The organism is Flexivirga caeni (genome assembly GCF_003724155.1).
Taxonomy (GTDB): domain Bacteria; phylum Actinomycetota; class Actinomycetes; order Actinomycetales; family Dermatophilaceae; genus Flexivirga; species Flexivirga caeni.
Map to the genome: position 1 here is coordinate 194,693 of NZ_RJJQ01000007.1, position 23,105 is coordinate 217,797.

The 23,105-nt window shown below is 65.5% G+C and carries 20 protein-coding genes; 4 read left to right on the plus strand and 16 right to left on the minus strand.

Annotated features, from left to right (window positions below; translation table 11 throughout):
* Positions 1 to 7: 7 nt before the first annotated feature.
* The gene (locus EFY87_RS08940) at positions 8 to 877 is read left to right on the plus strand and encodes a PaaX family transcriptional regulator (protein ID WP_181445468.1); all 870 of its coding nucleotides are present in this window, start codon (positions 8 to 10) and stop codon (positions 875 to 877) included.
* 462 nt (positions 878 to 1,339) lie between these two features.
* On the opposite strand, the gene EFY87_RS08945 is transcribed toward EFY87_RS08940, so the two are convergent.
* A complete protein-coding gene (locus EFY87_RS08945) occupies positions 1,340 to 1,663 on the minus strand; it encodes a MazG nucleotide pyrophosphohydrolase domain-containing protein (protein WP_245988552.1) in 324 nt (107 codons plus the stop codon).
* Between the two features lie 136 nt (positions 1,664 to 1,799).
* Between EFY87_RS08945 and EFY87_RS08950 the strand changes: the two genes are divergently transcribed.
* Entirely contained in the window at positions 1,800 to 3,878 is a 2,079-nt protein-coding gene (locus tag EFY87_RS08950) for a catalase (RefSeq protein ID WP_123271125.1), read from the plus strand.
* 149 nt (positions 3,879 to 4,027) lie between these two features.
* Here the strand turns inward: EFY87_RS08950 and lysX are convergent, their stop codons facing one another.
* Genes lysX through EFY87_RS08965 form a run of 3 tightly spaced genes read right to left on the minus strand, consistent with a single transcriptional unit; the run spans position 4,028 to position 9,895 of the window.
* Positions 4,028 to 7,528, minus strand: coding sequence for a bifunctional lysylphosphatidylglycerol synthetase/lysine--tRNA ligase LysX (gene lysX, locus EFY87_RS08955; RefSeq protein ID WP_245988553.1), 3,501 nt, complete (start codon positions 7,526 to 7,528; stop codon positions 4,028 to 4,030).
* Positions 7,525 to 8,673, minus strand: a complete 1,149-nt coding sequence (locus tag EFY87_RS08960) for an alpha/beta hydrolase-fold protein (RefSeq protein WP_123271126.1) — start codon at positions 8,671 to 8,673, stop codon at positions 7,525 to 7,527. The genes lysX and EFY87_RS08960 overlap by 4 nt, the downstream gene beginning before the upstream one ends.
* Positions 8,674 to 8,695: 22 nt before the next feature.
* Positions 8,696 to 9,895: an alpha/beta hydrolase gene (locus EFY87_RS08965; RefSeq protein ID WP_123271127.1), complete on the minus strand. Its 1,200-nt coding sequence runs from the start codon at positions 9,893 to 9,895 to the stop codon at positions 8,696 to 8,698.
* Between the two features lie 372 nt (positions 9,896 to 10,267).
* Here EFY87_RS08965 and EFY87_RS08970 point away from each other — a divergent pair, with 372 nt between their 5' ends.
* On the plus strand, positions 10,268 to 10,915 hold the full coding sequence (locus tag EFY87_RS08970; protein WP_123271128.1) for a response regulator: 648 nt from the start codon (positions 10,268 to 10,270) through the stop codon (positions 10,913 to 10,915).
* A 35-nt stretch (positions 10,916 to 10,950) separates the two neighbouring features.
* Positions 10,951 to 12,141, plus strand: coding sequence for a sensor histidine kinase (locus EFY87_RS08975; RefSeq protein ID WP_158607563.1), 1,191 nt, complete (start codon positions 10,951 to 10,953; stop codon positions 12,139 to 12,141).
* Positions 12,142 to 12,371: 230 nt separating this feature from the next.
* Here EFY87_RS08975 and EFY87_RS08980 read toward each other — a convergent pair whose 3' ends face one another.
* From EFY87_RS08980 to EFY87_RS09035, 12 genes are all read right to left on the minus strand, one after another.
* Positions 12,372 to 12,650: a GlsB/YeaQ/YmgE family stress response membrane protein gene (locus EFY87_RS08980; RefSeq protein ID WP_123271130.1), complete on the minus strand. Its 279-nt coding sequence runs from the start codon at positions 12,648 to 12,650 to the stop codon at positions 12,372 to 12,374.
* Between the two features lie 116 nt (positions 12,651 to 12,766).
* Complete coding sequence (locus tag EFY87_RS08985) at positions 12,767 to 12,940, minus strand: CsbD family protein (protein WP_123271131.1); 174 nt, start codon at positions 12,938 to 12,940, stop codon at positions 12,767 to 12,769.
* Positions 12,941 to 13,071: 131 nt separating this feature from the next.
* Complete coding sequence (locus tag EFY87_RS08990; protein WP_158607564.1) at positions 13,072 to 13,887, minus strand: TetR/AcrR family transcriptional regulator; 816 nt, start codon at positions 13,885 to 13,887, stop codon at positions 13,072 to 13,074.
* Positions 13,888 to 13,993: 106 nt separating this feature from the next.
* A complete protein-coding gene (locus EFY87_RS21330; RefSeq protein ID WP_220093572.1) occupies positions 13,994 to 14,572 on the minus strand; it encodes an ABC transporter transmembrane domain-containing protein in 579 nt (192 codons plus the stop codon).
* A 453-nt stretch (positions 14,573 to 15,025) separates the two neighbouring features.
* Positions 15,026 to 16,942 (minus strand): primary-amine oxidase, encoded by a 1,917-nt coding sequence (locus EFY87_RS09000; protein WP_220093573.1) that lies wholly within the window; start codon positions 16,940 to 16,942, stop codon positions 15,026 to 15,028.
* 570 nt (positions 16,943 to 17,512) lie between these two features.
* Positions 17,513 to 17,956 (minus strand): carboxymuconolactone decarboxylase family protein, encoded by a 444-nt coding sequence (locus EFY87_RS09005; protein ID WP_123271134.1) that lies wholly within the window; start codon positions 17,954 to 17,956, stop codon positions 17,513 to 17,515.
* A gap of 17 nt (positions 17,957 to 17,973) precedes the next feature.
* Positions 17,974 to 18,288: an NIPSNAP family protein gene (locus tag EFY87_RS09010; protein ID WP_123271135.1), complete on the minus strand. Its 315-nt coding sequence runs from the start codon at positions 18,286 to 18,288 to the stop codon at positions 17,974 to 17,976.
* Complete coding sequence (locus EFY87_RS09015) at positions 18,285 to 19,919, minus strand: bifunctional 3-(3-hydroxy-phenyl)propionate/3-hydroxycinnamic acid hydroxylase (protein WP_123271136.1); 1,635 nt, start codon at positions 19,917 to 19,919, stop codon at positions 18,285 to 18,287. Before EFY87_RS09015 ends, EFY87_RS09010 begins: the two co-directional genes overlap by 4 nt.
* A gap of 2 nt (positions 19,920 to 19,921) precedes the next feature.
* Complete coding sequence (locus EFY87_RS09020; RefSeq protein ID WP_123271137.1) at positions 19,922 to 20,776, minus strand: alpha/beta fold hydrolase; 855 nt, start codon at positions 20,774 to 20,776, stop codon at positions 19,922 to 19,924.
* Between the two features lie 5 nt (positions 20,777 to 20,781).
* On the minus strand, positions 20,782 to 21,387 hold the full coding sequence (locus EFY87_RS09025) for an amino acid synthesis family protein (RefSeq protein ID WP_123271138.1): 606 nt from the start codon (positions 21,385 to 21,387) through the stop codon (positions 20,782 to 20,784).
* Positions 21,388 to 21,442: 55 nt separating this feature from the next.
* Positions 21,443 to 21,964, minus strand: a complete 522-nt coding sequence (locus EFY87_RS09030) for a VOC family protein (protein WP_220093574.1) — start codon at positions 21,962 to 21,964, stop codon at positions 21,443 to 21,445.
* 55 nt (positions 21,965 to 22,019) lie between these two features.
* A complete protein-coding gene (locus EFY87_RS09035; protein ID WP_123271139.1) occupies positions 22,020 to 23,048 on the minus strand; it encodes a WD40/YVTN/BNR-like repeat-containing protein in 1,029 nt (342 codons plus the stop codon).
* Positions 23,049 to 23,105: the final 57 nt, after the last annotated feature.

Genomic DNA, 23,105 nt, shown 5'->3' on the forward strand with positions numbered 1-23,105 from the left:
GTGCACGATGACTGAGATCGCCGAACCGGGCCGGAGCAGCCGCTCCCGCCGCACCCGGACGCTGGTCGTGACCTTCCTGGGCTCGGTCGTGCGGCGGATGGGAGGGTGGATGCCGATCGCCGGGACGATCGAGCTGATGGGACTCCTCGAGGTCGATGCGCCGAGCGTGCGTACCGCGGTCTTCCGGCTCAAGCAGCGCGGCTGGCTGGAGGCGGAAGTCAGGGACGGCCAGCGCGGCTACGCGCTCACTCCGGAGGCACAGACCGTGCTGGCACAAGGGGACGAGGTGATCTGGCATGCGCGGCGGCCGGCCGAGCTGACCGACGGCTGGTGCATCGTCAATTTCAGTGTGCCGGAATCGGATCGGAGCAAACGCTACAAGCTGCGCAGCCATCTGAGCAGCCTTGGCTTCGGCAATATCGGTACCGCCATGTGGATCGCTCCGGCCCGGATGCGCGGTGCCGCCGAGGCGGCGATCGCCGAGCTCGGCCTCGACAAGTACTCCGCGGTTTTCGTCGGTGAGTATGTAGGGTCGCGGGACCTGACGACCCTGCTCTACGACAGCTGGGACCTGGCGGCGATCGACACGAGCTACCGCGACTTCCTCACGACGTACGAGCCGATCGTGACCGGCCTTGAGTCGCGGCGCACGCTCGGATCACGAGATGCCTTCACCAGCTACCTGGGGCTGATCGACGCCTGGCGCCGGCTGCCGTTTCGTGACCCCGGTCTGCCCCGCGAGGTGCTCGCCGACGGCTGGAGCGGTCCGGCAGCCACCGCGCTGTTCGAGCGATCGGTCGGGCTCCTGGAGGGCCGTGCACTGGCATACGCGGGGCGGTGGTGGCCCACCCCACGCCCGGATGCACAGCGGTCCTGACGGCTGGGCCGAAATCCAGCGGCACGTCACCCGGTGCCGGGTGGCCGCGGCTGCCACGACGAGCACATCAGTCATCTGCGCGGGGGCCGGGTCCGACCCGCAACCACCGGCGGCACGTGCAGCCAGCTGTCCGTGCGGCGACCAGCAGGCCCCGGACGCGATCGACGGGGCCTCACAATGCACGACTCACCGGAAGTCGCCACCGGCGGCGCTTCCTTGACTACTCCCGCGACCGCGTTGCGCGGAGCCGCACCAATCGCTCAGCAAGCTGCCAACTACCGGCCTTATCGTGCGCGGTATGCCGCTTCTTCGACGTCACCGGCCCACGCCTGACGTCTGCGATCGTTGTGGTCACATCGCCGGTATGCACGTGAACGAGAAGCTGGGCTGCCGGCTGTGCGACTGTCCCCGCAGCCCCGGACAGGTGTTGCGGCGCATCGACCCGCGCTGAGTGTGTGCTCGTCAGTCCTGAATGTCAGCGCCTGCGGCGCTGCGTTGCAGATGCGTCTCCAGCGATGTCATCGTCTGCGTGAACGAGGCTTCGAGATCGACGCCGTACGCGTCCGCCAGGACCAGCACCGACCAGAGGCAGTCGGCGAGTTCGTGCGCTATCGCCTCATCGACGTGATTGTGGTGTCGCACACCAGCCTTGCTCTGCACCAGCTTCGCAAGATCGCCGACGTCCCCGACAAAGCCGAGCGCGACTTCCTCGACCGTCCATGATCGGCCAAAGCGACGCGCCTCGTCCGCGGCGTACAGCGCGCGGATCGTCTTCGCACGCTCCATCAGGTCAGCAAGGCTCGACATCCACAGCAGGCTACGCCTCGCAGCATCGACCGCTTCGTGCCGAAGGGAATGACTTCCTCCGGTCGCGGGTAGGGATAGCGCAAACCCGTTCTGACGACCCAGGAGTTGAGCACGCATGACCGAATCCACCCGCCCGATCGGCCAGCACGGCAATGCCGGTGAGTTGCAGCAGCAGGCGACCGACGGCGAGGAGGTCCTCACCACGGCGCAGGGTGTCGCCATACCCACCAACCAGAACAGCCTCACCGCGGGCGACCGTGGCCCCACCATGCTCAGCGACTTCGTACTACGGGAGAAGATCTTCCGCTTCGACCACGAGCGGATCCCGGAGCGCGTGGTGCACGCCCGTGGGTATGGCGCGCACGGCACCTTCGAGTCGTCGGCCGATCTCAGCGAGGTCACCCGGGCTCATCTCTTCGGGGCCGAAGGTAGGACGGTGCCGGTCTTCGTCAGGTTCTCGACCGTCGCGGGCAGTCGCGGGTCCTTCGACCTGGCTCGGGACGTGCGCGGCTTCGCGGTGAAATTCTATACCGCAGAAGGCAATTGGGACCTGGTCGGCAACAACATCCCAGTCTTCTTCATCCAGGACGCGATGAAGTTCCCCGACCTGGTGCACGCGGTGAAGGACGAACCGGACCGTGGTTTTCCGCAGGCCCAGTCGGCCCACGACAACTTCTGGGACTTCGCGGCACACATGCCCGAGTCGACGCACATGACGCTCTGGCAGATGAGCGACCGCGCCATACCTCGTTCGTTCCGTTTCATGGAGGGATTCGGCGTCCACACCTTCCGGCTGGTGAACGCCGACGGCGCATCGACCTTCGTGAAGTTTCACTGGAAGCCCGTGCTGGGCATGCAATCGGTGGTGTGGAACGAGGCCGTCAAGATCAACGGTGCCGACCCCGACTTCCACCGCCGCGACCTGTGGGACGCCATCACCAGCGGCGACCTTCCACAGTGGGATCTTGCGATGCAGCTCTTCGATCAGGACACCGCGGACGAGCTTCCCTTCGACGTGCTCGACCCGACCAAGCTCGTGCCCGAAGAGGCCGTGCCGGTGCAGGTAGTCGGACGGCTGACGCTCGACCGGGTCGTCGACAACGACTTCGCCGAGACCGAGCAGGTCGCGTTCTGCACCCAGAACGTCGTCCCGGGAATCGATTTCACCGACGATCCGCTGCTGCAGGGGCGCAACTTCTCCTATCTGGACACGCAACTGAGCCGGCTCGGCAGCCCCAATTTCACCCAGCTTCCGGTCAACGCACCGCGCTGCCCGGTGGCCAACTTCGCTCGGGACGGGCACATGCAGACCGACCTGCCGGCCGGGCCGGTCAACTACGAGCCGAACGGCTATCCGACCGGGCACCGTGGTCCCCGGCCCGACCAGGAAGCCAGCTTCACTTCATTCGCCGAACCGGTGACCGGCACCACCCGCCGGCTGCGGCCCGAGAGTTTCGGCGACCACTACAGCCAGGCCCGGGTCTTCTGGATCAGCCAGACCGAGATCGAGCAACAGCACATTGTCGACGCCTACGTCTTCGAGCTGAGCAAAGTGCAGCGCGAGGAGATCCGCGCCGAGATGGTCGCCAATCTGCGCAACGTCGACGAAGACCTCGCCGCCCAGGTGGCCGATGGTCTGGGCCTGTCTCTGCCGGCCGCGAGCACGCCGTTCGTGCCGGTGCGGACGGATCTCCCGGCCAGCCCGGCCCTGTCGATGCTGCGCAACCAGCCGCAGACCTTCGCCGGCCGCAAACTCGGCATCGTGCTGACCGACGGATCGGACGCGGCAGTGCTCGCAGCATTGCGCGACCAAGTCGAAGCTGCCCACGGCACAGTCGAAATCGTCGCCCCGAAGGTCGGTGGCGTGACACTCGACGACGGCTCGCGGCAGCCGGCCGACCAGTTGCTCAAGGGCGCGCCCTCCGTGCTGTATGACGCCGTGGCGCTCCTCCCATCGGCCGACGGGGCGCGCGAGCTGGCTCGCGATCCCGCGGCGAAGGATTTCGTCAATGACGCGTTCAACCACTTCAAGTTCATCGGGGTCGGCAGCAACGCCTCGCCCGTCTTCGCGGCTGCGGGGCTCGGCGACGACCTGGACCAGGGCTGCCCCACTGTCGCCACACCCGAAGACGTGTCGGCGTTCGTCGACGGGCTGGCCGCACTCCGTTTCTGGGAGCGGCCCATTGCCGGGTGAGCAGGCGGCGGGCCGGCACACAATGCTGCCGACCCGCTCGGACGCAGCGAACGCCTGCACCGTTCGGCCAACTGCGCATTGCCAGGGCAGCAGGCCTGTGGCGCACCGAAGAAGCCGACAGCGCATGAACTTCCACACGCCGACGTCATCTATCCGCCCAGCGGTCCCGTGTCCGTCGCTGTCGCATCTTGAGGGCGGACGAAAGGGAAGGCGAGCGTGGCCTTGATGCTCTGGCCGGTGAGCATCATCACGGTGCGGTCGACACCCAGCCCGAGCCCGCCGGTCGGTGGCAGCGCGAGTTCGAGCGCGGCCAGGAATGCCTCGTCGAGTTGCATCGCCTCGACGTCACCTCCGGCGGCGGCGAGTGACTGCTGGGTGAACCGCTGTCGCTGGTCGACGGGGTCGGTCAGCTCGCTGTACGCCGTGCCGATCTCGGCGCCGAACGCGACCAGATCCCATTGCTCGGTCAGTCGCGGATCGTCGCGGTGCCGCCTGGCCAGCGGCGATACCTCGACCGGGAAATCGCAGTAGAACGTCGGGAACGACGTCTGCTTCTCGACGAGCGACTCGTAGAGTTCCATCACCAGCTTGCCGGCCGACTGATCCCGCCGAACCGGTATGCCGTGCTGCTGGCACACGCTGACGATCTCGTCCCGGTCCGACGCGGTGGTCAACCGCACTCCGGCTGCCTTCGAGACGGCGTCGTGCACGGTGATCGTCGGCCACGGGATGGAGAGATCGACCTCGTCATACCCGCCAGATCCGTTCGGCCGTAACGCAATCGGTCGACCGTGTATGGCGTGCGCGACTTTCAGCAGCACCTCGCGCGTCAGTTCCCGCATCATCATGTAGTCGCCGTACGCGGCATATGCCTCCAGCGAGGTGAACTCCGGATTGTGCGTGGCGTCGGCGCCCTCGTTGCGGAAATTGCGGCCGATCTCGAAGATCCGCTGCATGCCGCCCACTGCCAAGCGCTTCAGATAGAGTTCAGGCGCGATGCGCAAGAAGAGCTCCATGTTGTAAGCATTGATGTGAGTGGTGAATGGTCGAGCCGCAGCACCGCCGTGCACCGGCTGCAGCATCGGCGTCTCGACCTCGATGAACCCGTGCGTCTGGAAGGCCTCGCGCATGGCGCGCACTGCCGCGGAGCGCTGCCGCAGCAGTCCGCGCGCGCGAGGGTCGAGGATCAGCTCGAGCGACCGGAACCGCACACGAGTGTCCTCACTCGGCAGCACGCCGGGTCTGGGCATCGGCCGCAGGCACTTGGCCGCCATCTGCCATGCGTGCATCAGGACCGACAGCTCGCCGCTGCGCGAGGTCGCGACCGGACCGGTCACGCTCACCAGGTCGCCGAGATCCACTGTCTTGCGCCACAGACACCGCTGCGCGTCCGGTGAGTCGGCGGCAGTGACCATCACCTGCAGCACGTCGCCTTCGTCCTCCAGCACCGCAAAACACACGCCGCCCAGGTCCCGCAGCGCCCGCACGCGTCCGGCGACCGATACCTGGCTATGGCTGATGTGGTCGGGGGGCAGATCGCCGTAGGCACGGAGGATCTCACGGACCCGATCGGACCGAGGCACCGCCGCCGGATAGGCGTTCATGCCCAGCTCGTCGAGCAGCTCGAGTTTGCCGCGCCGGATGCGTTGCTGCTCTGACAGGTGCGGCACTGGCGGCGCCGGCAACAACAATGCGTCTTCCTGCTCGCGCACCCGCTCCACGAACCACGCCTCGGGTCGCGGCGGTTGTCTGTCGGAAGGACGCGGCCCGGTCAGCACCCGCGGACTCATCATCGGCACGAAACCTTCGGCGATCCCCATGGCCAGTCCGGCTCGAGGCACGGTCAGGGCCGGGTCGTAGCACAGCAGCCGCGGCACCCAGGTGGGCTTGTACTTGTCGTTGGAGCGATAGAGCGTCTCGAGCTGGAAGAAGCGTGAGGCGAAGGACAGGGCGGCGTCGTTGAGCCGGGTGATCGGCCCCGCGCCGACCTGGTCGGCACTGCTGAACACCTCTCGGAAGACCGCGAAGTTCAGCGACACCCGTGTGATGCCGTGATCAGGTGCCGCATCGATGAGCTGCGACACCAGGTACTCGTTGAGACCGTTCTCCGCGTCCCGGTCCCGGCGCATCAGATCCAGCGAAACCCCGCGAACGCCCCATGGCACGAAGGAGAGGAAGCCGCGGATCCGACCGGCTTCGTCGTGTGCGGTGATGATTACGCAGCGCCCGTCCGCCGGGTCACCGAGCCGGTTGAGCGCCATCGAGAAGCCTCGCTCGGTCTCGTCGCCGCGCCACTCCTCGGCCAACTGCGCAACGTGTTCCAGCTCCTGCGCCGAAAGCTCCGCGTGCCGACGGACTCGGGTCGTGTACCCGGCTCGGGTGAGCCGCGTGACCGCCTGGCGCACCGGCCGCATCGCCCGGCCACGTAGCGAAAACGCTTCGACATCGATGATCGCTTCGTCGCCGAGGGCGAAGGCCTTCAGGCCAGCCTCGACATACTCGTGCGTCCCCCGCTCCGAACTGGACAGCACAGCCGGATAGAGCCCGTGCCCGCGACATTGCTCCAGCCATGCCTGGATCGCCGCTTGCCACGAGCTCGGCCGGCCGATCGGGTCAGCGCTAGCAACGCTGACGCTTCCCTCGTTGCGATACGTCACCGCGGCCTGCCCGTCCGGGGAGAAGATAACGCTCTTGTCACGCCGGGTGGCAAAGTAGCCCAGCGAGTCGTTCTCCCCGTGCAGCAAGAGCAACCGGCGTATGGCGAGTTCCTCGTCCGTGGACTGGAACTGCCGGCCTCTGCCCGAGCGAACGAATACCAGACTGGCCAGGAGCAGAGCGACCGTGGACATGATGCCGGCGAGTCCGTAGACCCATGGGTGACCGAGGTGTCCGTGCAGACCAGGAGTGGTCACATCGGACCGCACACCGAACACCGACCGGAGTGAGAAGCGCGCGATTTCCTTCGTGCCGTGCAACCTGTGTGGTGCGGCCTCCGACACCACGAAGGTCACCGCGAACGATGCGATCAAGCCGGCAATCAGGACCACGACCGCGGTCGTTCCACTACCTGGCGCCAACCGAGCCGGAAACGCCGACCTGCTTGCGGCCACCAGCCCGAAGACCACGACACCGATCACCAGCGCCACCACGGCGAACGGAACGCTGGTCGTGAACGAGTGGTAGTCCCTGCCGAATCCAGTCAGCCGCGAGTTCTGGAACCAGTTCTGCTTGAGAAGCGCGCCCGTCATCAGCAGCACGCTGCCAGCCACGCTGAGCAGCATCAGCACCATGACCACGGTGTGCGCGAACCTGAGCCTGCGCCGGACCGCTCCGGCCAGCACGAACAGCAGACAGACGGTGAAGAGGCTGGGCTCGGCGGGAACGTTCAGCAGGCCGAGTGCGTCGTCGACGATGTCCACGACGATGCGGTTGTGCAACGGGACGCTGAGCAGCGACCAGATGGCGGCGAGCATGAAGAACCGGCCCACCCAGCGAGCGACTTGCTCCCGCCAGGGCGCGGTCGGCCGGTGCCGTTGCGCCGGGCCGCCATACGGGGTGAACGAACCCCGCAGGATTCCACGAGGGCGGCTGCCACGACCAGCGTTCGTCGATGGCTTGCACCGCGACGGCATCCACGTCAGCACCCTCATCCTCGACTCTTCGGGCGCCCGAGCACTGGAGTGGGCGTGGGGAGGTGGTTGGTGAGCCAGGACAAGGCGGTCCGTTGACCGGCGAGGGAACTCGATGGACGCCGAGCGGGTACCGTGAGCCGCAGCGGGGAACGGGCAAGGGCTTGCAGGGCCGAGACCTGCCGCACCACAGAGGGCGCGGCATCTCGTGTTGTGAGCGTCAAGATGCGTGCTGGTGGGACTGGCATGTTGTGCAGCCGCCACAGCAGGTTGTCCAGATCAGCTACAACCGGGTCGTGCTGAGTCGAGGCGGTTCGTCTGAGACCCGACGCCGACGCAGTATGTGGCGGAGTGAGATACCCGTCGATCGCCGCGCCGGCGTAGAAGACGTTCGGATCAAGTAGCGAGAGCCTGGCCGCACAGTAGCCTCCGGAGGCCACCCCGAGGACGCCCCAGCCCAGAGGCCGGACGCGGTATGTCTTGGTGAGGGTGAGCGGCAGGTCCGTGTCGAGGAAGGCTTGGGGCTGCGGGCCACCGGGTGCGGTCGTGCACGGCTGACGGCGATGGCGACCGAGTGATGAGTTCATCATGACGAGAACGGCTGGGCGGGCATGCCGCGTGCGTAGCAGATCTAGGTATAAGTGGGCAGTACGGACGGGATCGCGATAGCGCGGCTGCCGGGTATTGCCACCAAGCACTTCGACCACCGGGAATCGCCGCCGGGCGAAGGCCGGCTGGAAATACTGCGGCGGAAGATACAGATCCAGTGGCACACGCAGGCCGGACGCTACACCGTCAAGCGTGAGGGAGACGAGTTGTCCCCGGTGTGTTCGTTGCCCCGGGCTGGCGAAGGCATCGTTCGTCATTCCGCGCAGGCGGGATGTCGGCCCGGGCTGCGCGAGGCGATGGACCGAGTGGCGGGTAACTCCGGTATTGCTGAGCCCGAGAAGATCGCTCCAGGAGGAGTAGAAACCTCCGGCGTCGTTGGCCAGCACGAACACGAGGGCGACTGCCGTGAGCTGGTTTACGCCCAGCAGCGTGAACCGGACGACGTTCTTGACCCAGTGCGGCCAGGAGGCCCGGTGCCAATCAGCCAACACGACCACCAGGGAGATGACCGAAAGCAGGATCAGCAAGACCAGCAGGGCGCGTCCTGTGAGGCTCACTGGACCACCTTCCTCACGGCTCTCATCGTGCGCGCGCAATCTGTGCGGACAACCAGGTCAAGGCGGAGGGGAGCTGACCTGACCAGGTACGAGCGTTGTGCCCCCCGGTGGGCGAGACGAGCAGTGTGCCGTTGGTCGGCGGGCGAATGACACGGGCGAACGAGAGTGCCTCGGTGTAGCCGTCCGCCCCCTTCTCGGTCCGGGCAGTCGCGATCAACAACGACACGGGCGGCGCGGGCAGATGCAGCATCCGCCAGCGCAAGTCGTTCAGGTGGCGTACTGCTGGCGATCCGCCCCACAGGTCACCGGTAGTCCCGTCGCGCAACGCGAAGTAGTACCCGGACAGCGACGCGGATGCGGTGAAGATCAACGGGTGGGTCATCGCGAGTTTCGTGACGCAATAGCCGCCGGTTGAGTCGCCTATCGCGCCCCAGCCGACCGGCTTGACCCGGTAGCTGCGCGCAATCTGGGCAGGTACGTCGGCCGCGAAAAAGGTCAGCGCCTGCGGACCACCAGGGACATCGGTGCATTCGGTGTCGCGCGGGAATGTGACGGACGGGCGCATCATCACCAGGATCATCGGCCGCGCACGGCCGAGGCGCTGTAGTCGCTCCAGCACGTCCGGGTACCGTAGTCCGCGCACGAGGCCGATGTCATTACCGGGATATCCGGTCATCACCTCAACGCCCGGAAACCGTGCGGTCGCGTAACGACGCTGAAAATACTGCGGTGGGAAGTACACGAACGCGTGCTCATGCAATCCCGAGATCGCGCCAAGAATCGTCACTGACTCCAGCCGCCCTCGCCGCGACCACTGGGCTGGTGTTCCTGTCACGCTGTGTACTTGGATGCGTCCGGCCGATGCCGGATCCATGTCAGTCGGCACCGACGGAGCAAGCACGCCCGGCGACGGGCGAACCTTCGGCGTTGACGTTCCTGTCGCCTGCTGCGATGGCTGGCCGCTCTGCCCGACCCCGCTGAATTGCTGCGTCAGGGCCTGATGCAGTTGGCCCCACGAGGTATAGAAGTAGTTGTTGTCGTTGACGAGGGCGGCCACCAGCGCCAATGCCGCGAGCTGGCACATCAGGACGATGATGACTCTTTGCACCCCAACCACCACGCGGCCGCCGCGGCAACGCCGCCAAATGGCTACGCCGAGCACCGGCAGGAGGACCGTCACGATCATCAGGGCAGCGATCAGTCCGCGCCCGGTCAACGTCATGTCGCCGCACTGCCCCTTCAGTCCTCTCGCCGGCGGTACCCCCGACCGGCGTTATCGTCGGCGGCTAGCCTGTCATTCGCGCATCGACCACGTGCACCCTTCGCCTGGGTGGTACCTGTCGCCAATGGTCGGGTTGTTGTCCTTGGCCGACCGCAAGACGACGTCCGACCAGCTGTCTGGGACCGCCCTGTCACCAGCTCCGTGGTGGCCGTTTCGTGTACCGGGGGTGCGCGAGCACCCAGGCATGAGCCTGGTGATACCCACCTTCGGTGGGCGGAAAGCAGACGCCTGGCGGTGGTGTCCCGTCAGGCGTGCCGTCAGACTATGCCTTTCGTGGGTCATAGTTCTACCAATGCGAAGGAGGCCCGGCGGATGATCAGGGTGCTGATCGTCGATGACGAGTCGCTGGTGCGCTCAGGGGTATCAATGATCCTCGAAGCCGCTGAGGATATTGAAGTCGTGGGGTCGTGCGACGGTCCTCGGGCGATGGAGACGTTCTTGCTGCATCGCCCAGATGTCGTGCTGCTGGATATCCGGATGCCGGAAGTCGACGGGTTGACGGTGCTGCAGCAGTTGCGCTCCCGGCGGGACCCGCCCAGGGTCGCGATGCTGACCACCTTCAGCGCCGATGAGCATGTCGTCTTCGCGCTGCGGGCCGGAGCGGCCGGCTTCTTGCTCAAAGACAGCGACCCGGAGGTGCTGGTGCAGGCTGTGCGGGCGCTCGCAGCGGGCGGATCGGTGCTGTCACCGCAGGTCACCGGTACGGTGATCAACGGGTTCCTCGGGGCACAGATCAGCCCGGAGCTGCACCGGGCAGTCGCCGGCTTGAGCCCGCGGGAGCGGGAGATCATGGGGCTGCTCGGTGAGGGCATGTCCAACGCCGAAATCGCCGAGCACCTCTTCTTGTCGGTGGCGACGGTGAAGGAGTATGTCAGCGCTGTGCTGCTCAAGCTAGGCGTGGGCAATCGGGTTCAGGTGGCGGTGCTGGCCTATCAGGTGGGACTGGTTCACGGCTCATGACGTTCCGATCACCCGCCGGCCCCGATAAGGAGCGAGTGAAGGCGATAGGGAGCCGATCGGACTGGCTCTCGCGCGCCTGGTCGCACGCCGACTCGCGAGCGCGAGCCACCTGGGGGCGGTGGCGGCACCAACGATGGTTCGCCGCTGCGGTCGAGGCGTGTGTAGTGGGAGTTGCCGCGGTGGACGCGATCCCCTACCGGACCTCAGGGGCCTCGGACTGGACCTGGTCGTTGCTGGCGGTGGCGGGCCTTCTCGTCCGCAAACGGTGGAGCACGCTGTCCTGGGCGGCGTGTTTGCCGGGATTGCTCTCCACGGACGTGGTGGTCGCTCCACTCGTTGCAGTGTTCTCGGTCGCTGACCGAGCACGTCGGAGCTGGGTCGTGGTCGTCGTGGTGCTCGGAACCTTCGCGGCGCAACTGGTCGGCTTTCTCAACAACGGGTTTGCGTCCGGAGAGATCGCGCGGCTGCAGGACATCGTCTACTCGGCAGTGTTCGCTGCTGGCCCCGCAGCGGCCGGGCTACTGGCACAGGCACGGAGGCGAATCTCGGTGCAACTGCAGGAGCTCATGGCGAGTCATCAGCGTGAGCAAGAGTTGGCGACCACGTCGGTGCTGGCGGAGGAACGGACCCGCTTAGCACGCGAGATGCATGACGTTGTCTCGCACCAGGTGAGCCTGGTCGCGTTGCAGGCTGGGGCCTGGCAGGTGACCACCACGAGCGAACGGGACAGACAGCAGGCAAGCACGATCAGGGTGCTGGCAGTGCGCACTTTGGACGAATTGCGGGCAATGGTAGGGGTGCTGCGCGGCTCCTCTGAACTGGAACTGGAGCCACAGCCCCGACTGGCCGACCTGCAACGCCTGGTCGTCGACAGCGGCACCGGCGCCCAACTGCACTGGGACACCGACCGATCCCGGCCATGGCCGGAGGCCGTGGAGCGCGCCGCGTACCGAAGCGTGCAAGAGGGCCTGACCAACGTACGCAAACATGCACCCGGGGCACCAGTGACCGTCAGCGTCCATGGCGACCTGGACAGCCTCACCGTCCAAATCCGCAACGGACCACCTCCCGATGGCACGCGCCACCGCCGAAACATCCCCGGGGGCGGACACGGTCTGGTTGGCCTGCGCGAACGAGCCGAGCTGCTCCATGGCAGCCTGCACGCTGGTCCCACGAGCGATGGCGGCTACACGCTCACCGTCACGCTGCGACACCCGCCCGCGTAGCCGGGGAATGACGGGAGCGGCTTCGGCGTCCTCGCCGGTCACGCCACCGCAACGACCCAGCGTCACAGGCACGGCCCGGCAACCTTCCGGGCCGTGCCCCCAGCGATGACGTGGATGATCCTCTCCCGATGTGTCGGCGACTACCCGCGTGGGTCGTCGGCGGACGCAACGCGACCCGTCGTCCTGCAGGGCCTCGGCGTGACGGAGACGTCACGCCAGGCCGTGCTGGATCAGCCGCGGACCCGGGAGCGGGCTCCGATGCGTTGCCACACCAATAGCACGATGACGGCGCCAATTACCGAACCGATGATCCCCGACGGCTGGAAGAATCCGTCGCTGCCATCCTTGTGGAAGATCAGGTAACCCAGAAAACCTCCAACGAACGACCCGATCATCCCGATCAAAACGGTCATCGGAATCGACATTTCCTGGCGGCCTGGGACCAGCAGGCGTGCTAAGGCACCGGCGATCAAACCGATCACCACGAGACTGACGATCAAACCGAACATATTGTGTAGTGCTCCTCGAACTTCGGACCGTCGCTCTGGACGGTACTCGGGTTGGCGGCGGCGGCGGGGTTGCGCGCCCCCGATCAGGCGCGCAACCCCAGCGAGCGTCAAGCAGGTCAGTTCTTGAAGGCGTCCTTGACCTTCTCGCCAGCGTCCTTCGCGTCACCGGCCACCTGATCCTTCTTGCCTTCGGCCTGCAGGTCAGCGTTGTCGGTGTGTTTGCCCACGGTCTCCTTGACCTCGCCGGCAGCCTTCTGAGCGGCGTTCTTGGCCTTGTCCATCATTCCCATAGTGGGCTCCTCATCCTTCGTCGTGAGCGTGCAGCATGAGCGCCGTACGCAACAGCAATGAGCTTACAGTGTAAACCACAGACGGCTTACACTGTTAACCAAAGCTGCGACAAGGGGTGGAAGCGTACGAGTCAGTCCAGTTGTGCGGCAACCCGGTCCAGCAGGTCGATCAGGGCGGAGTCGAATTCATCCCCGTAGTGATCCTCAGCGAGTTCGCGCGCCAACGAGTGAATCACCGGGTATCGGTTCTCGTCGATGTCGTCTTGAGGATCCAAGAGCTCCGCAGGAGTCGCGGCCGCATCGGTCGACTCGGCCTCGGCATCGGTGCGGCCGGGGTCGAGTCCGCCCGGAACCGGATCGCTGGTGCCCTGCGCAGAGAACGAGCCGTCCCCAGATTGCGGATCTCGTAACGTGAGCGCACCGGTCTCCATCAGGAGGTACCCGAGCAGGAAGCTGTTGAAGGAGCGGTAGGCGAACAACAACTGATCCGGGTCAAATCCTTCATCAGCCAGTGTTCGCAGCATGTTCTCGATCCATGACAGCGACCGCAACGGAGGGTTGACCCACGGGGCCTCAGCTGGCCGAGTGGCCACCAACGGAAAGGCGTGAGGATGAGCGAGCGCGTAACGGCGAACACCGTGGGCCAGTCGGGACAGGTAGTCTCGCCAACCGTCGTCTGCCCCGGATCGCACCAGCCGGTCGTTGTCCAGCTCGGTCACGACCAGTTCCACCACCGCATCGAGCAGCTCATCGCGTGTCGAGAAATGCTTGTACAGTGACATCGCTTCGACACCCAGCCGATTCCCCACCGCACGCATCGACGCAGCACCGAGTCCGCGAGCATCAATCACCTCCAGTGCCGCTCGGGCGATCCGATCACGCGACAAACCCGGTCCACGACGCCCACCTCGAGGCGACCGGCTATCTTCCGCATCTCGCTGGGCCATCCATCGATAGTGCCATCTGAGACTGAAGGCGTACCCGTCCTTCTTCGCGCAGTCTTCATCGACCCAGCGAGGATCATTGCGCGCCGACTTCCCATGACGGGTGTCACTAAGTGGGAGCCGGTGTCCGCCGTCGTCCAGCGGGATCGGATTCCCGCCGCGCCTGCGTGGCCGACCCATCACATCGCCTGGGGTGCGCCGACGTTGGCTGAACAGTCGATCCGCTCTTGGGGATCGGATCGCTGCACGCCGGGTTCGGGAAGTCACCCGGGGAAACGGGTCCGCCATTCGGCAGACGCCGTGCCCTGGGACCTTGACTTCGGTTATTGGACACGGAGGTTGATTGCAGCGCGCGTGACAGCGTAGCGGTGCAGTCAGCTTCGTAGTCGTTCGGCGTCTTGTAAGCGCACCGTGAGTGACGCCGCTTGGTGTTGTACCAGGTCAGCCATCGGACGATGCCAAAGCTCAAGTACTGGCGAGCCGTGCTGAGATCGTTCATGATTCGTGATCGGAGCTGCCCGGACTGCCACTGGTTGTGGAACGACATCGGCAGCACCTGCAAGCGCGCGTAGAGGTCCTCGCGGATGTCCCGCTCCACGCCCATAGTCGCCCGCGACACCAGCCAGCGCCGAATGAACCACAAGATGGCCTCCGACATGCCGACCGCGAGCGCAGCGGTGCCGAGCAACCAAGGGCAGGAGGCGCAGCAGGTCCGTCATCCGCCTCGGCTGGTCGCGCGGCGGACGGAGGGCAGGAGCGGAGACAAACCGGGCAGGCAACGGTGGGATGACTCGGTGGCATCGATTGCCGGCAGAGACTGCTGGGGCATCGTGAGTTGGAGCCTCCTGATCGTGGACGAAGCGAGTCCGGCAAGTTTCGAATCCCAAGTGCACGTGAAGTCAGGTCGGCGTAGCAAATCGTCCGGCCGCCCGGCATGACAAGACGACGCAGGAAACCTGCCGGTTGACTGCATCATCGCAGGCGACCCCGACAAGGAGTTGTCCGCATTTCGCCAGAGGCGTAACGGAGTTGCGGCCTCGACAGACGCGAGTCGCCGGTGCGCGGGGATGTCCCCGGTCGGATCGTCCTGGTCGAGCAGCGCGCCCAGCAGCCGGTCGACGAACTGTCCACCCCAGTCTCCTCAGGTGTGACAGTGGCCAGGCGATGGAGGAACATCCAGCGATGGGTTTCGGTCGAAGAATCCGAACGGCTTGAGGCTGAACCCGACATACTCGCACGGCATGATCGGCCAATCCTCCGGCCGCGGCACATGCGACGTGCCAAACGTGTGCCAGAGGACCACGTCGGTGTTCTCCAGGTCGCGCTCGGCCTCGACCCAACGACCGATACCGTCACCCGGATGCTGGTTCGGGTAGTCACCCGCGGCATGCAGCTCCCGCGCGTCGTATCGGGTGACCCACAGGTGATGGCGGGCGAACTCGGCACGACGAGCCAGGTCGCTGTTCTCGTCGGCTAGCAGCGTTGGCCCGACGAACGGGATCAGCTTGTATCCCACCGGCTCGCCGAGCCGATTGCGAACCGCGGGGTTCACGACCTTCCAGGTCCGTGCGGTCGCCGCGTCGCAGGAGCGACGAGCTGCCCGCTCGTTGACGATCGCGGTCTTGCGCGCCACGATTGCGTTGCCGTGCTCGTTGTTCGGGCCGAGCGGCTGCCCAATGACATCGACCTCGTACACCGTGTTGTCCGGGCCGTCGATCTCAAGATCCAGCCGCATGTTGAACAGATGCTGGTGGTTGGGCGCGTCGAGTTGCGGGGCGACCAGAGTTCCGAATTCCGGGACCGCCCCCGGCGCGATGGCCCGAGTCTGCACGATCCCGGTGAGCTTGGCTTCGAACTGGATCGTTCCGTCAAGGTAGAAGTACCAGAAGAAGCCGTACTCGTAGTTGCCGATGGTGTGGATCGAGGAGACCACGAACCGCCGGGAACGACGGACCTCGGCACTGTCCTGATAGCGGAAGTTCCAGTGCTTCCAGAGGATGCCGTAGTCCTCCTCGTGCATGCAGATCGCGTTCTCGACCGTATGCGGCGAGCCCGACTCGTCAGCGAGAATCGCATCCAGATAACGGATCTCACCCAGACAATCGCAGCCGAGAGTGAGCGGTCCGACTGTCTTGCCGAGGTTGTACTCGCCGGCGTCGAACACGTTCCGGAAGTAGAAGTCGTTGCTGGTGTCCCCGTAGGGCACGACCATCTCGCTGATGCTGGCCCGTTGCAGGATCGAACGTCGCTGGCCGTCGTCGAGATAGGAAACGTCGCTGACTACCAGGCCCTCCACCGGGTCCACATGCACATGCAGCCGCCAACGCTGCCACTCGATGACGTTGCCGACAACCGAGAACGAAGGCCCGTCCGGTTGCACGATCTCAAGCGGCCGAAGATCATCGCGCAGCCTTCCGACACTACCGACGTCATAGTTGCCGGAGGTCGGTGGGAGCGGGATCGGGTCTTCCTCCTGGATCGCGACCACTGCCGATTCATTGCAGTCGATAACGAACACCAGGTTGCCGACCGGCCGGGCGTAACCATTGTCCTCGACGAACTCACGCACGTAGGCGCTGGCGCGGATGATGCGGCGGCGAAGGTCTACGCCATCAATCGGCAGGGTGCCCGTCGACCACGGGTCGACCTGCAGCAACGACAGGTCACTGACCCCGTGGCGGTTGAGCGCCTCGACCGAAGCCGGATCATTCTTGACGATATCGTCCAGGCGCATGATCTCCTCGATCATGATGGCCGGTTGCACGTCCGGGATGTGTTGCCAGTCTACGACCGAGTCGGTCCGCAGATCCACTCGCGCCTCGTAGGTCTGTGCGCTCGCCCGGTCGTACACGACGAGAAAGGCTGATCGAAGGATCTCGGCTCCGGCGGCCACAGTGGCGTCGTAGTCGCGGACGACCTGCTTGTCTGGCAGGTCGGTGCGTACCACCGGGAACCGGATGTCCACCAACTCCGGGTGCGCATTGCGCACCGCGGTCACCGCCCGGGTCATCTCTTCGCCCGAGAGCGGGTCGTAGGGATGCACACTGATCTGAGTCACTGTCATTTCCATCCGTTCGTACTAGCTTGGTTTTGAGGTTCGTCCGGGTATGCCTTAACCCGCCACTCCGGTGCCGGCACTGGGAGCCTCCACCTGTCGGTTGATTCCACGATCAGCTGGCCCCGTGCACCAGTCAAACCAGCAGCGACCACGGCACAGTGTCGAGCGGACTCCTAGCCCTGCAGATCACGCCGAACACCGCTCAGCAGGTGACGAGGATTCGCCCTCACCCAACCTGAACCGAAGACACCGACGCTGCGTTCGCCAGCGGAAAGGCCAACGATCGGCGGCAACAACGAGTCTGCTGGGAACACCGGACCGACAGAGCCAAGACGCAGATCGGCAAGACTTTTGCACGGCCAACTGAGCCCTATGGAGCACCATCATACCACCGTAGTACGATTATTGAACGTAAAGTCCGTTTAATGAACACAGCATGTGGGTAAATCACCAACGTGTCAAGGACCTGCACACGACTTGTTCCGCAGCCTCACACCAGCGACCAGGTGCGGGCCGCCGACGAGTTCACCGGTACGACCCGACGAACATCTAGCATCGGACGCTGCTTACTCAGCTAAACTTCGGTGTCACCGTTGCCCTGGGATCTCCGTCCGAGCCCGGTGTCTCGGTCGGCTCGAGGCTGGGCGCGTCGACCGCCTCGCGCCAGGCGTCGAAGCCGTGCTGGAAGACCACGACACCGGCCTCGGGCAGTGCAATCTCGATCGCCTCGAGAATCGCCTGTGGGCTTATTCCCAGTTCGAGCGCAACACGGATATGGCTCTGGATATGGGCCTTCTCCGAGCGCATGACGGTCAGGCTGAGGATGAACAGCAGCTCCTTCGTACCGCGGTCCAGCTCCCGCCCGGACAGGTAGGCGGCATCGACGAGGTTGTCTGCCGCCCGAAGCACCGGAAAGTCGTTCGCGGCCATCACCTTGTGATAATCCAGCACATATCCACGTCGGCTGACCATGTCGTCGAGGTACATCTGGGCAGCGGTGTCGTGCTCGGCCATTCGTTGCTCCTTGGTTGTCAGATCGAGGTCGCCAGATCGACCTGGATGAGGATTCGATTCGCCTGGCTGACCAGCAGGCCACGGACCTCGGCGCGGAAGGCGGCGAAATCCTCGTCCGCGACGAGCGCAGCTCTACGTCGGCCGCGATCGGCAAGGTCGTCGTAGCGCCAGAGGTAAACGAGCGTGTTGAGCTCGCCGGTCTCGGTGAGGTAGACGCCCAAGGGCTCACCTAGGTGGCGCACCTGGGCTGGCCGCCCGGACCGGTACCACGCCGACAGGTAACGTTGGGCACCACCGGGCACCGCCCGGTAGTCGCGCTGCTCGACGATCACAGAGGGGCTCCTTCGGTCAGGTGCCGCGCGAACATGGTGGCCTCGGCGCCGAATGTCTCCACCCGGGCCAGCACCGCCACGTAGCGGTCGGGACGCAGCAGCACCACCTGCTGTTTGCGCGCACCGAACCAGGTCCTGAGCGCGTTGTCGGCATCCTCGACGACGACAGTGTCCGGGTCGACGCACGGTTGGCGACGCCGGCGCTCACCGGCCCGCGACTCGACCACCCTGACCACAACCGCGCCGAGAGCGGCCAACGCCGCGGATTGATCTGCGTTCAACCCGGCCAACGGATCGCAGTTGAAGCCGATGATCGCGAACCAGGGCCCAAGAACATCATCCAGGGCCAGGCGTAAGCCGTCCTCGGTCTCCACCGTCGGCTGCGGGAACATTCTGCCGAGGGTCGGTATGGGGCAGCCGAGTGGTTCGCCTGTCACCAGCGTGGATTGGTAGTGCGGCTGCGCCTTGAAGCGCATCTCGAGAATCCACTGTTTGACCGGCGGTGCCGCTGAAGCCGCCCGCAACAGCCAGTTGCGGACGTGAGCCAGCGTCTGGTTGGTGGGACTCAGGATCCGTCCGAGAGTGGTGGAAAGGTCGATCATGGCCTGGGCATGGGCCCGGCGTTCCTGCTCGTAGGTATGCAGCAACGCAGGTGTGGCGTCGCCCCGCACGATGGCGGCCAGCTTCCAGCAGAGATTGGTCACGTCACGGATGCCGGTGTTCATGCCCTGCCCCGCCCATGGTGGCATCAGGTGCGCCGCGTCGCCGACGAGCACTACCCGGCCCTGGACAAATCGTCGAGCAATGCGTGAATGGTGGGTATATACGCGCGCTCGGATCACCTCGATCGCCGCCGGATCCGGCACATGCTGACCGAGCAGATCGCGTACCCGTTCGGGTGCCAGCATCTCCTCGGCGTCCTCGCCTGGGTAAAGCATGAACTCCCAGCGGCGATGGTCGTACGGTAGGCGAGCGCAGACATATGGTCGCCGCGGGTCGCAGTGCAACGCGGTATAGGGCGCATCGACGGGGTCGTTGCCGCAGTCGATGACGACCCATTTGCGCGGATGAGTGGCACCGTCGAGCGGGATGCCGAGCTGGGTTCGTATCGTGCTGCGCCCGCCGTCGGCGGCGACAACCCAATCGGCCACGACGGTGACGGCCCGGCCGTCCGCGCCGGCGAGGGTCAGTGTCACCGAATCGTCCGCAGGCTCGACGACGCGCAGTTCAAGCCCCCATTCCGCTCGCACGTGCGTAAACCGCTCGACCCCGGTTCGAAGGGTCTTCTCGGCAAGCGGTTGCATGAAGATGTTGCGCTTGAACCACCCGCTGTCGCGCCCGGTCGGGTGCATGTCGGCAAGACAGTGCCCCTTGGCGTCGATCATCTTGAGCGGAACGTTCTGGATCGCGTCCGCGAGCACGTCATCTGCCAGACCGACGCTCTGGAAAGTGCGCAGGCTCTCGTCGTCGATCCCAATGGCGCGCGGATAGTCGATGATCTCGTTCGCCCGATCGACGAGCAGCGTGGCGATGCCGTAGGTCCCCAGGAGGTTGGCAGCGGTCACTCCGACCGGACCCGCGCCGACGATCGCGACCGGGACCCGGATCTGCGCGTTCGCTGGCGCCGACATCGTCAGGCCCTTACCTCGGCGAGGAACTGCGTGAGCCGAGCCTGAAAGGCTCCCGGATTGTCGTCGTGCGCATAGTGAGCGGCCGCTGGTATCTCATCCCAGCGGATCAACGGCTGGCGTTCGGCCATCTGCCGGCAGACGTCACTGCTCAGGAAGTCCGAGCGCTCGCCGCGCAACACCAGCGTCGGACAGCGCAGCGCGTCCACTGCCGGCCACAGGTCGACCACGACCGCGGGGTCGGGGTTCAGACGTGCCTCGGCGATCCCTTCCATGTCCAGTTTCCAGGCGTACCGGCCGTCGCCGACGAGCTGCACCGTGTTGTCGACCCGAGAGGCCAGTGCGTCCTCCGAGATACCAGGACGCAGCTTGCGCCAGTAATCCCGGACCGAATCGAGCGAGTCGAAGCCGCTGGGGGTGGCCCGCATCTCACGGCGGATGCGCTCTGCACCCCTTCCCCCGGCGGAGGACCCGGGGCCGATGTCCTCGATCACGAGAGCCCGGACAAGCTCGGGACACTGCGCGGCGAGCAGGTAGCCCACGGTGCCGCCCAGGGAATGGCCCACGACGGTCAACGGGGGTCGCACGACCTGGTGGATCAGCTGCTTCATGTCGCGGACGTAGTACTCGGCGTAGTACCGACGCTGCGGATCCCAGGAACTGTCGCCTCTGCCGCGAAAGTCCGGGGCGATCAGGCGGTGGTCACCGGCCAGCGCCTGCGCGGTCTGCTGCCACGTCGCGGCATAACTGCGCAGACCGTGCAGCAACAGCACGGGGGGTGCACCCGGATCGCCCCACTCCAGATAGTGACAGGACAGACCGTTGACCTTGATCACGCGGCTGACAGCTTCCTGGTTCATGGGCATCAGCGCAAGCCGTCCTCGCCACCGATCTGGTCGGCGGCTATGCCACCCAGCCTGGCATGCAGCCGGCCTCGGGTCGCGAATGCGAACGCAATCACTACTTCATCCGGGCGGGGGGCATCGCCGAAGGCCACGGTCACCGTGTCGTAGTGCGAGCGAACGTAGAGCGCGTCCTTGTGCGCGAGCGGGATGTCGATTGCTGCTCCGGCGGCGGCGACCTTGCCGGTCGAGGGTACCCACGCCTTACCACCCCCGATCCCGGCGCGAACAGGGTCGGCGAACACCTGGGTCAGGAAGGCGTTACCGTGCTCATAATCGCCGGCAACCCCGACCAGGCAGGCCTTGCCATAGCTGCTGAGGGCGGTGCCGGCGGCAGATTCGACTGCGCGCCTGGCGAACTCTTCGCCGAGCTGTGCCGATTCTTCCACCACCGCGGACAGGTCGCCGACAAATCCGCGGCCAGCGTATGGGTTCGTGATTGCTGCGGCGATCACGATCCGGTGTGCCGGCTGTCCATCAGCGGGCTCGCCGGATTCTGTGGTCAGTATCTGCTCGACCTGGGTGAACCATTTGCGGACGTGGTATGGGCCAAGATTGGACGCAGCCATAGGAACCTCTCTACGAATCTGTGCTTAAACCTCACGAAGCGGAGCTGGAGACGGGTCAGGTGTACAGCGGGTCGATGACGATCGGTTCGCTGGGCGCGTGGTGCTCACCCAGGACGCGCTTGCCTTCTTCGTCGTCGGTGATGCTCTCGGAGAAGAACTCGAACCGGTTGCCGTCCGGGTCCTCGAAGTAGAGGCCATATCCCACCTTGTGGTCGGTGGTCTTGACCACCTTGACCTGCTTGGCCAGCAGCATCGCGTAGAGTCGGCGCAGCTCATCGAGGTCGCCTTGGATCTCCAGGCCATAGTGTTGCAGGCCAAGGCCGCCTTGCGCGGCACCCTCAGCAGCCTGGATCAGCGCTAGGTCGTGGTGCTTTCGCCCGAAGGATAGGAACACCCACTGCGGGCCGCGAGCGGTGATCTTCATGTTCAGGATGTCCGCAAACCACTGCGCAGATGCCTCCGGATCACGCACGAACAAGGAGATGTGGGTCCGTACGACGACGGGCTTGAAACCCAGCGCCTGGGCAGTCTCTGCCGGCGTCATAATTTCGTTCTGGTGCATGCCGATGTCGGTCATGTCAGCTCCTCCGGTAATCAGTTGTCGGTTTGGTGGGTCGATCGGTGAGCACAACTCAGTGCGTGACCACCGGTGCATCAGCGGCGATAGCAGGCGTCCAAGCCACTGCGGTGATCTCCGGGAATGACCGCCACTCCTTGACAAAGCTTCGCCCACCGTCGACGGACCTGTAGAGATCTCCGTATTTGGTGCCGGCGAAGACCAGGTCCGGGTCGGCATGGTGCAGTCCCAATGCCCAGACGGTCGAGCTCGGCGGGACATCGAAATTGGCTTCCTGCCAGCTTTGGGTGAGGTCGTCGGACCGGAAGATCCGCGTGGTGGTTCCGGGAGTGGCATCCCCGATGCCGAGCAGTAATGAACTCGATCCGGGGATGGCGGCGACGAGCCGGGTGTAGTAGATACCCCAGGTCGACTTGGTTCCGGTGCGAACCCAGGTCTGCCCATCATCCTGGCTGACGAACAGCGCGTTGACCACGACCACGACGATCGTCTTCGGCGGACCCTCGACCACCACGATGCAGTGGACGTCGGACACGGTCACTCCGTCGGGCAGCGTGTCCGGCGCGCCGTCCAGGCGATCCCAGTTCTCGCCGCGGTCACGACTGTGCCACAGTCCGCCCTCCTCCACGCCGAACCAGGCCGACTTTCCGTCGATCTGGTCCCAGGTCGCGGTCAGGATCCGGGGTTTGCTCACCCCAGCACAGTGCTCGGGCAGCTCCGGGCCGATCCGAGTCCAGCTCGTGCCCGCGTCTGTGGTGAGCCAGAGCACTGCCCGGTTCGGCGCCCCGGTCCCTACGATGATGCTGGCCGGGTCGTTCGGGTCGACGGCGATGGACCAGACCTGCTGATCCTCGAATGGCGAGCTGACCCGGCTCCACCGGGTGCCCCCGTCGTCGCTGCGCGCGAGTCCGGCGTCGGCGCCGGCGTACACGACTTCGGGGTGCTCGGGATGGACGGCGAGGGCGCGGACCACCGCGTCGAACTCCAGTCCTTGACCGAGCGGGATTCGCGCCCAGGTGGTGCCATCGTCGCTGCTGCGTAGCACGCCCTGGCCGGCGGTTGCCACCAGAATGGTTCCCTGCATGTGCTTCTCTCTCCTTCTTCGTGGCCCGGCCTGCTGGGAGCGGTCGGACCGACTTCA

Bases quoted from the DNA above. Each gene is read 5' to 3' on its own strand.
- EFY87_RS08940 (WP_181445468.1), top strand. From the start codon at position 8: ATGACTGAGATCGCCGAACCGGGCCGGAGCAGCCGCTCCCGCCGCACC.
- EFY87_RS08945 (WP_245988552.1), bottom strand. From the start codon at position 1,663: ATGGAGCGTGCGAAGACGATCCGCGCGCTGTACGCCGCGGACGAGGCG.
- EFY87_RS08950 (WP_123271125.1), top strand. From the start codon at position 1,800: ATGACCGAATCCACCCGCCCGATCGGCCAGCACGGCAATGCCGGTGAG.
- lysX (WP_245988553.1), bottom strand. From the start codon at position 7,528: ATGAGGGTGCTGACGTGGATGCCGTCGCGGTGCAAGCCATCGACGAAC.
- EFY87_RS08965 (WP_123271127.1), bottom strand. From the start codon at position 9,895: ATGACGTTGACCGGGCGCGGACTGATCGCTGCCCTGATGATCGTGACG.
- EFY87_RS08970 (WP_123271128.1), top strand. From the start codon at position 10,268: ATGATCAGGGTGCTGATCGTCGATGACGAGTCGCTGGTGCGCTCAGGG.
- EFY87_RS08980 (WP_123271130.1), bottom strand. From the start codon at position 12,650: ATGTTCGGTTTGATCGTCAGTCTCGTGGTGATCGGTTTGATCGCCGGT.
- EFY87_RS08985 (WP_123271131.1), bottom strand. From the start codon at position 12,940: ATGGGAATGATGGACAAGGCCAAGAACGCCGCTCAGAAGGCTGCCGGC.
- EFY87_RS08990 (WP_158607564.1), bottom strand. From the start codon at position 13,887: ATGGCCCAGCGAGATGCGGAAGATAGCCGGTCGCCTCGAGGTGGGCGT.
- EFY87_RS09005 (WP_123271134.1), bottom strand. From the start codon at position 17,956: ATGGCCGAGCACGACACCGCTGCCCAGATGTACCTCGACGACATGGTC.
- EFY87_RS09015 (WP_123271136.1), bottom strand. From the start codon at position 19,919: ATGTCGGCGCCAGCGAACGCGCAGATCCGGGTCCCGGTCGCGATCGTC.
- EFY87_RS09020 (WP_123271137.1), bottom strand. From the start codon at position 20,776: ATGAACCAGGAAGCTGTCAGCCGCGTGATCAAGGTCAACGGTCTGTCC.
- EFY87_RS09025 (WP_123271138.1), bottom strand. From the start codon at position 21,387: ATGGCTGCGTCCAATCTTGGCCCATACCACGTCCGCAAATGGTTCACC.
- EFY87_RS09030 (WP_220093574.1), bottom strand. From the start codon at position 21,964: ATGACCGACATCGGCATGCACCAGAACGAAATTATGACGCCGGCAGAG.
- EFY87_RS09035 (WP_123271139.1), bottom strand. From the start codon at position 23,048: ATGCAGGGAACCATTCTGGTGGCAACCGCCGGCCAGGGCGTGCTACGC.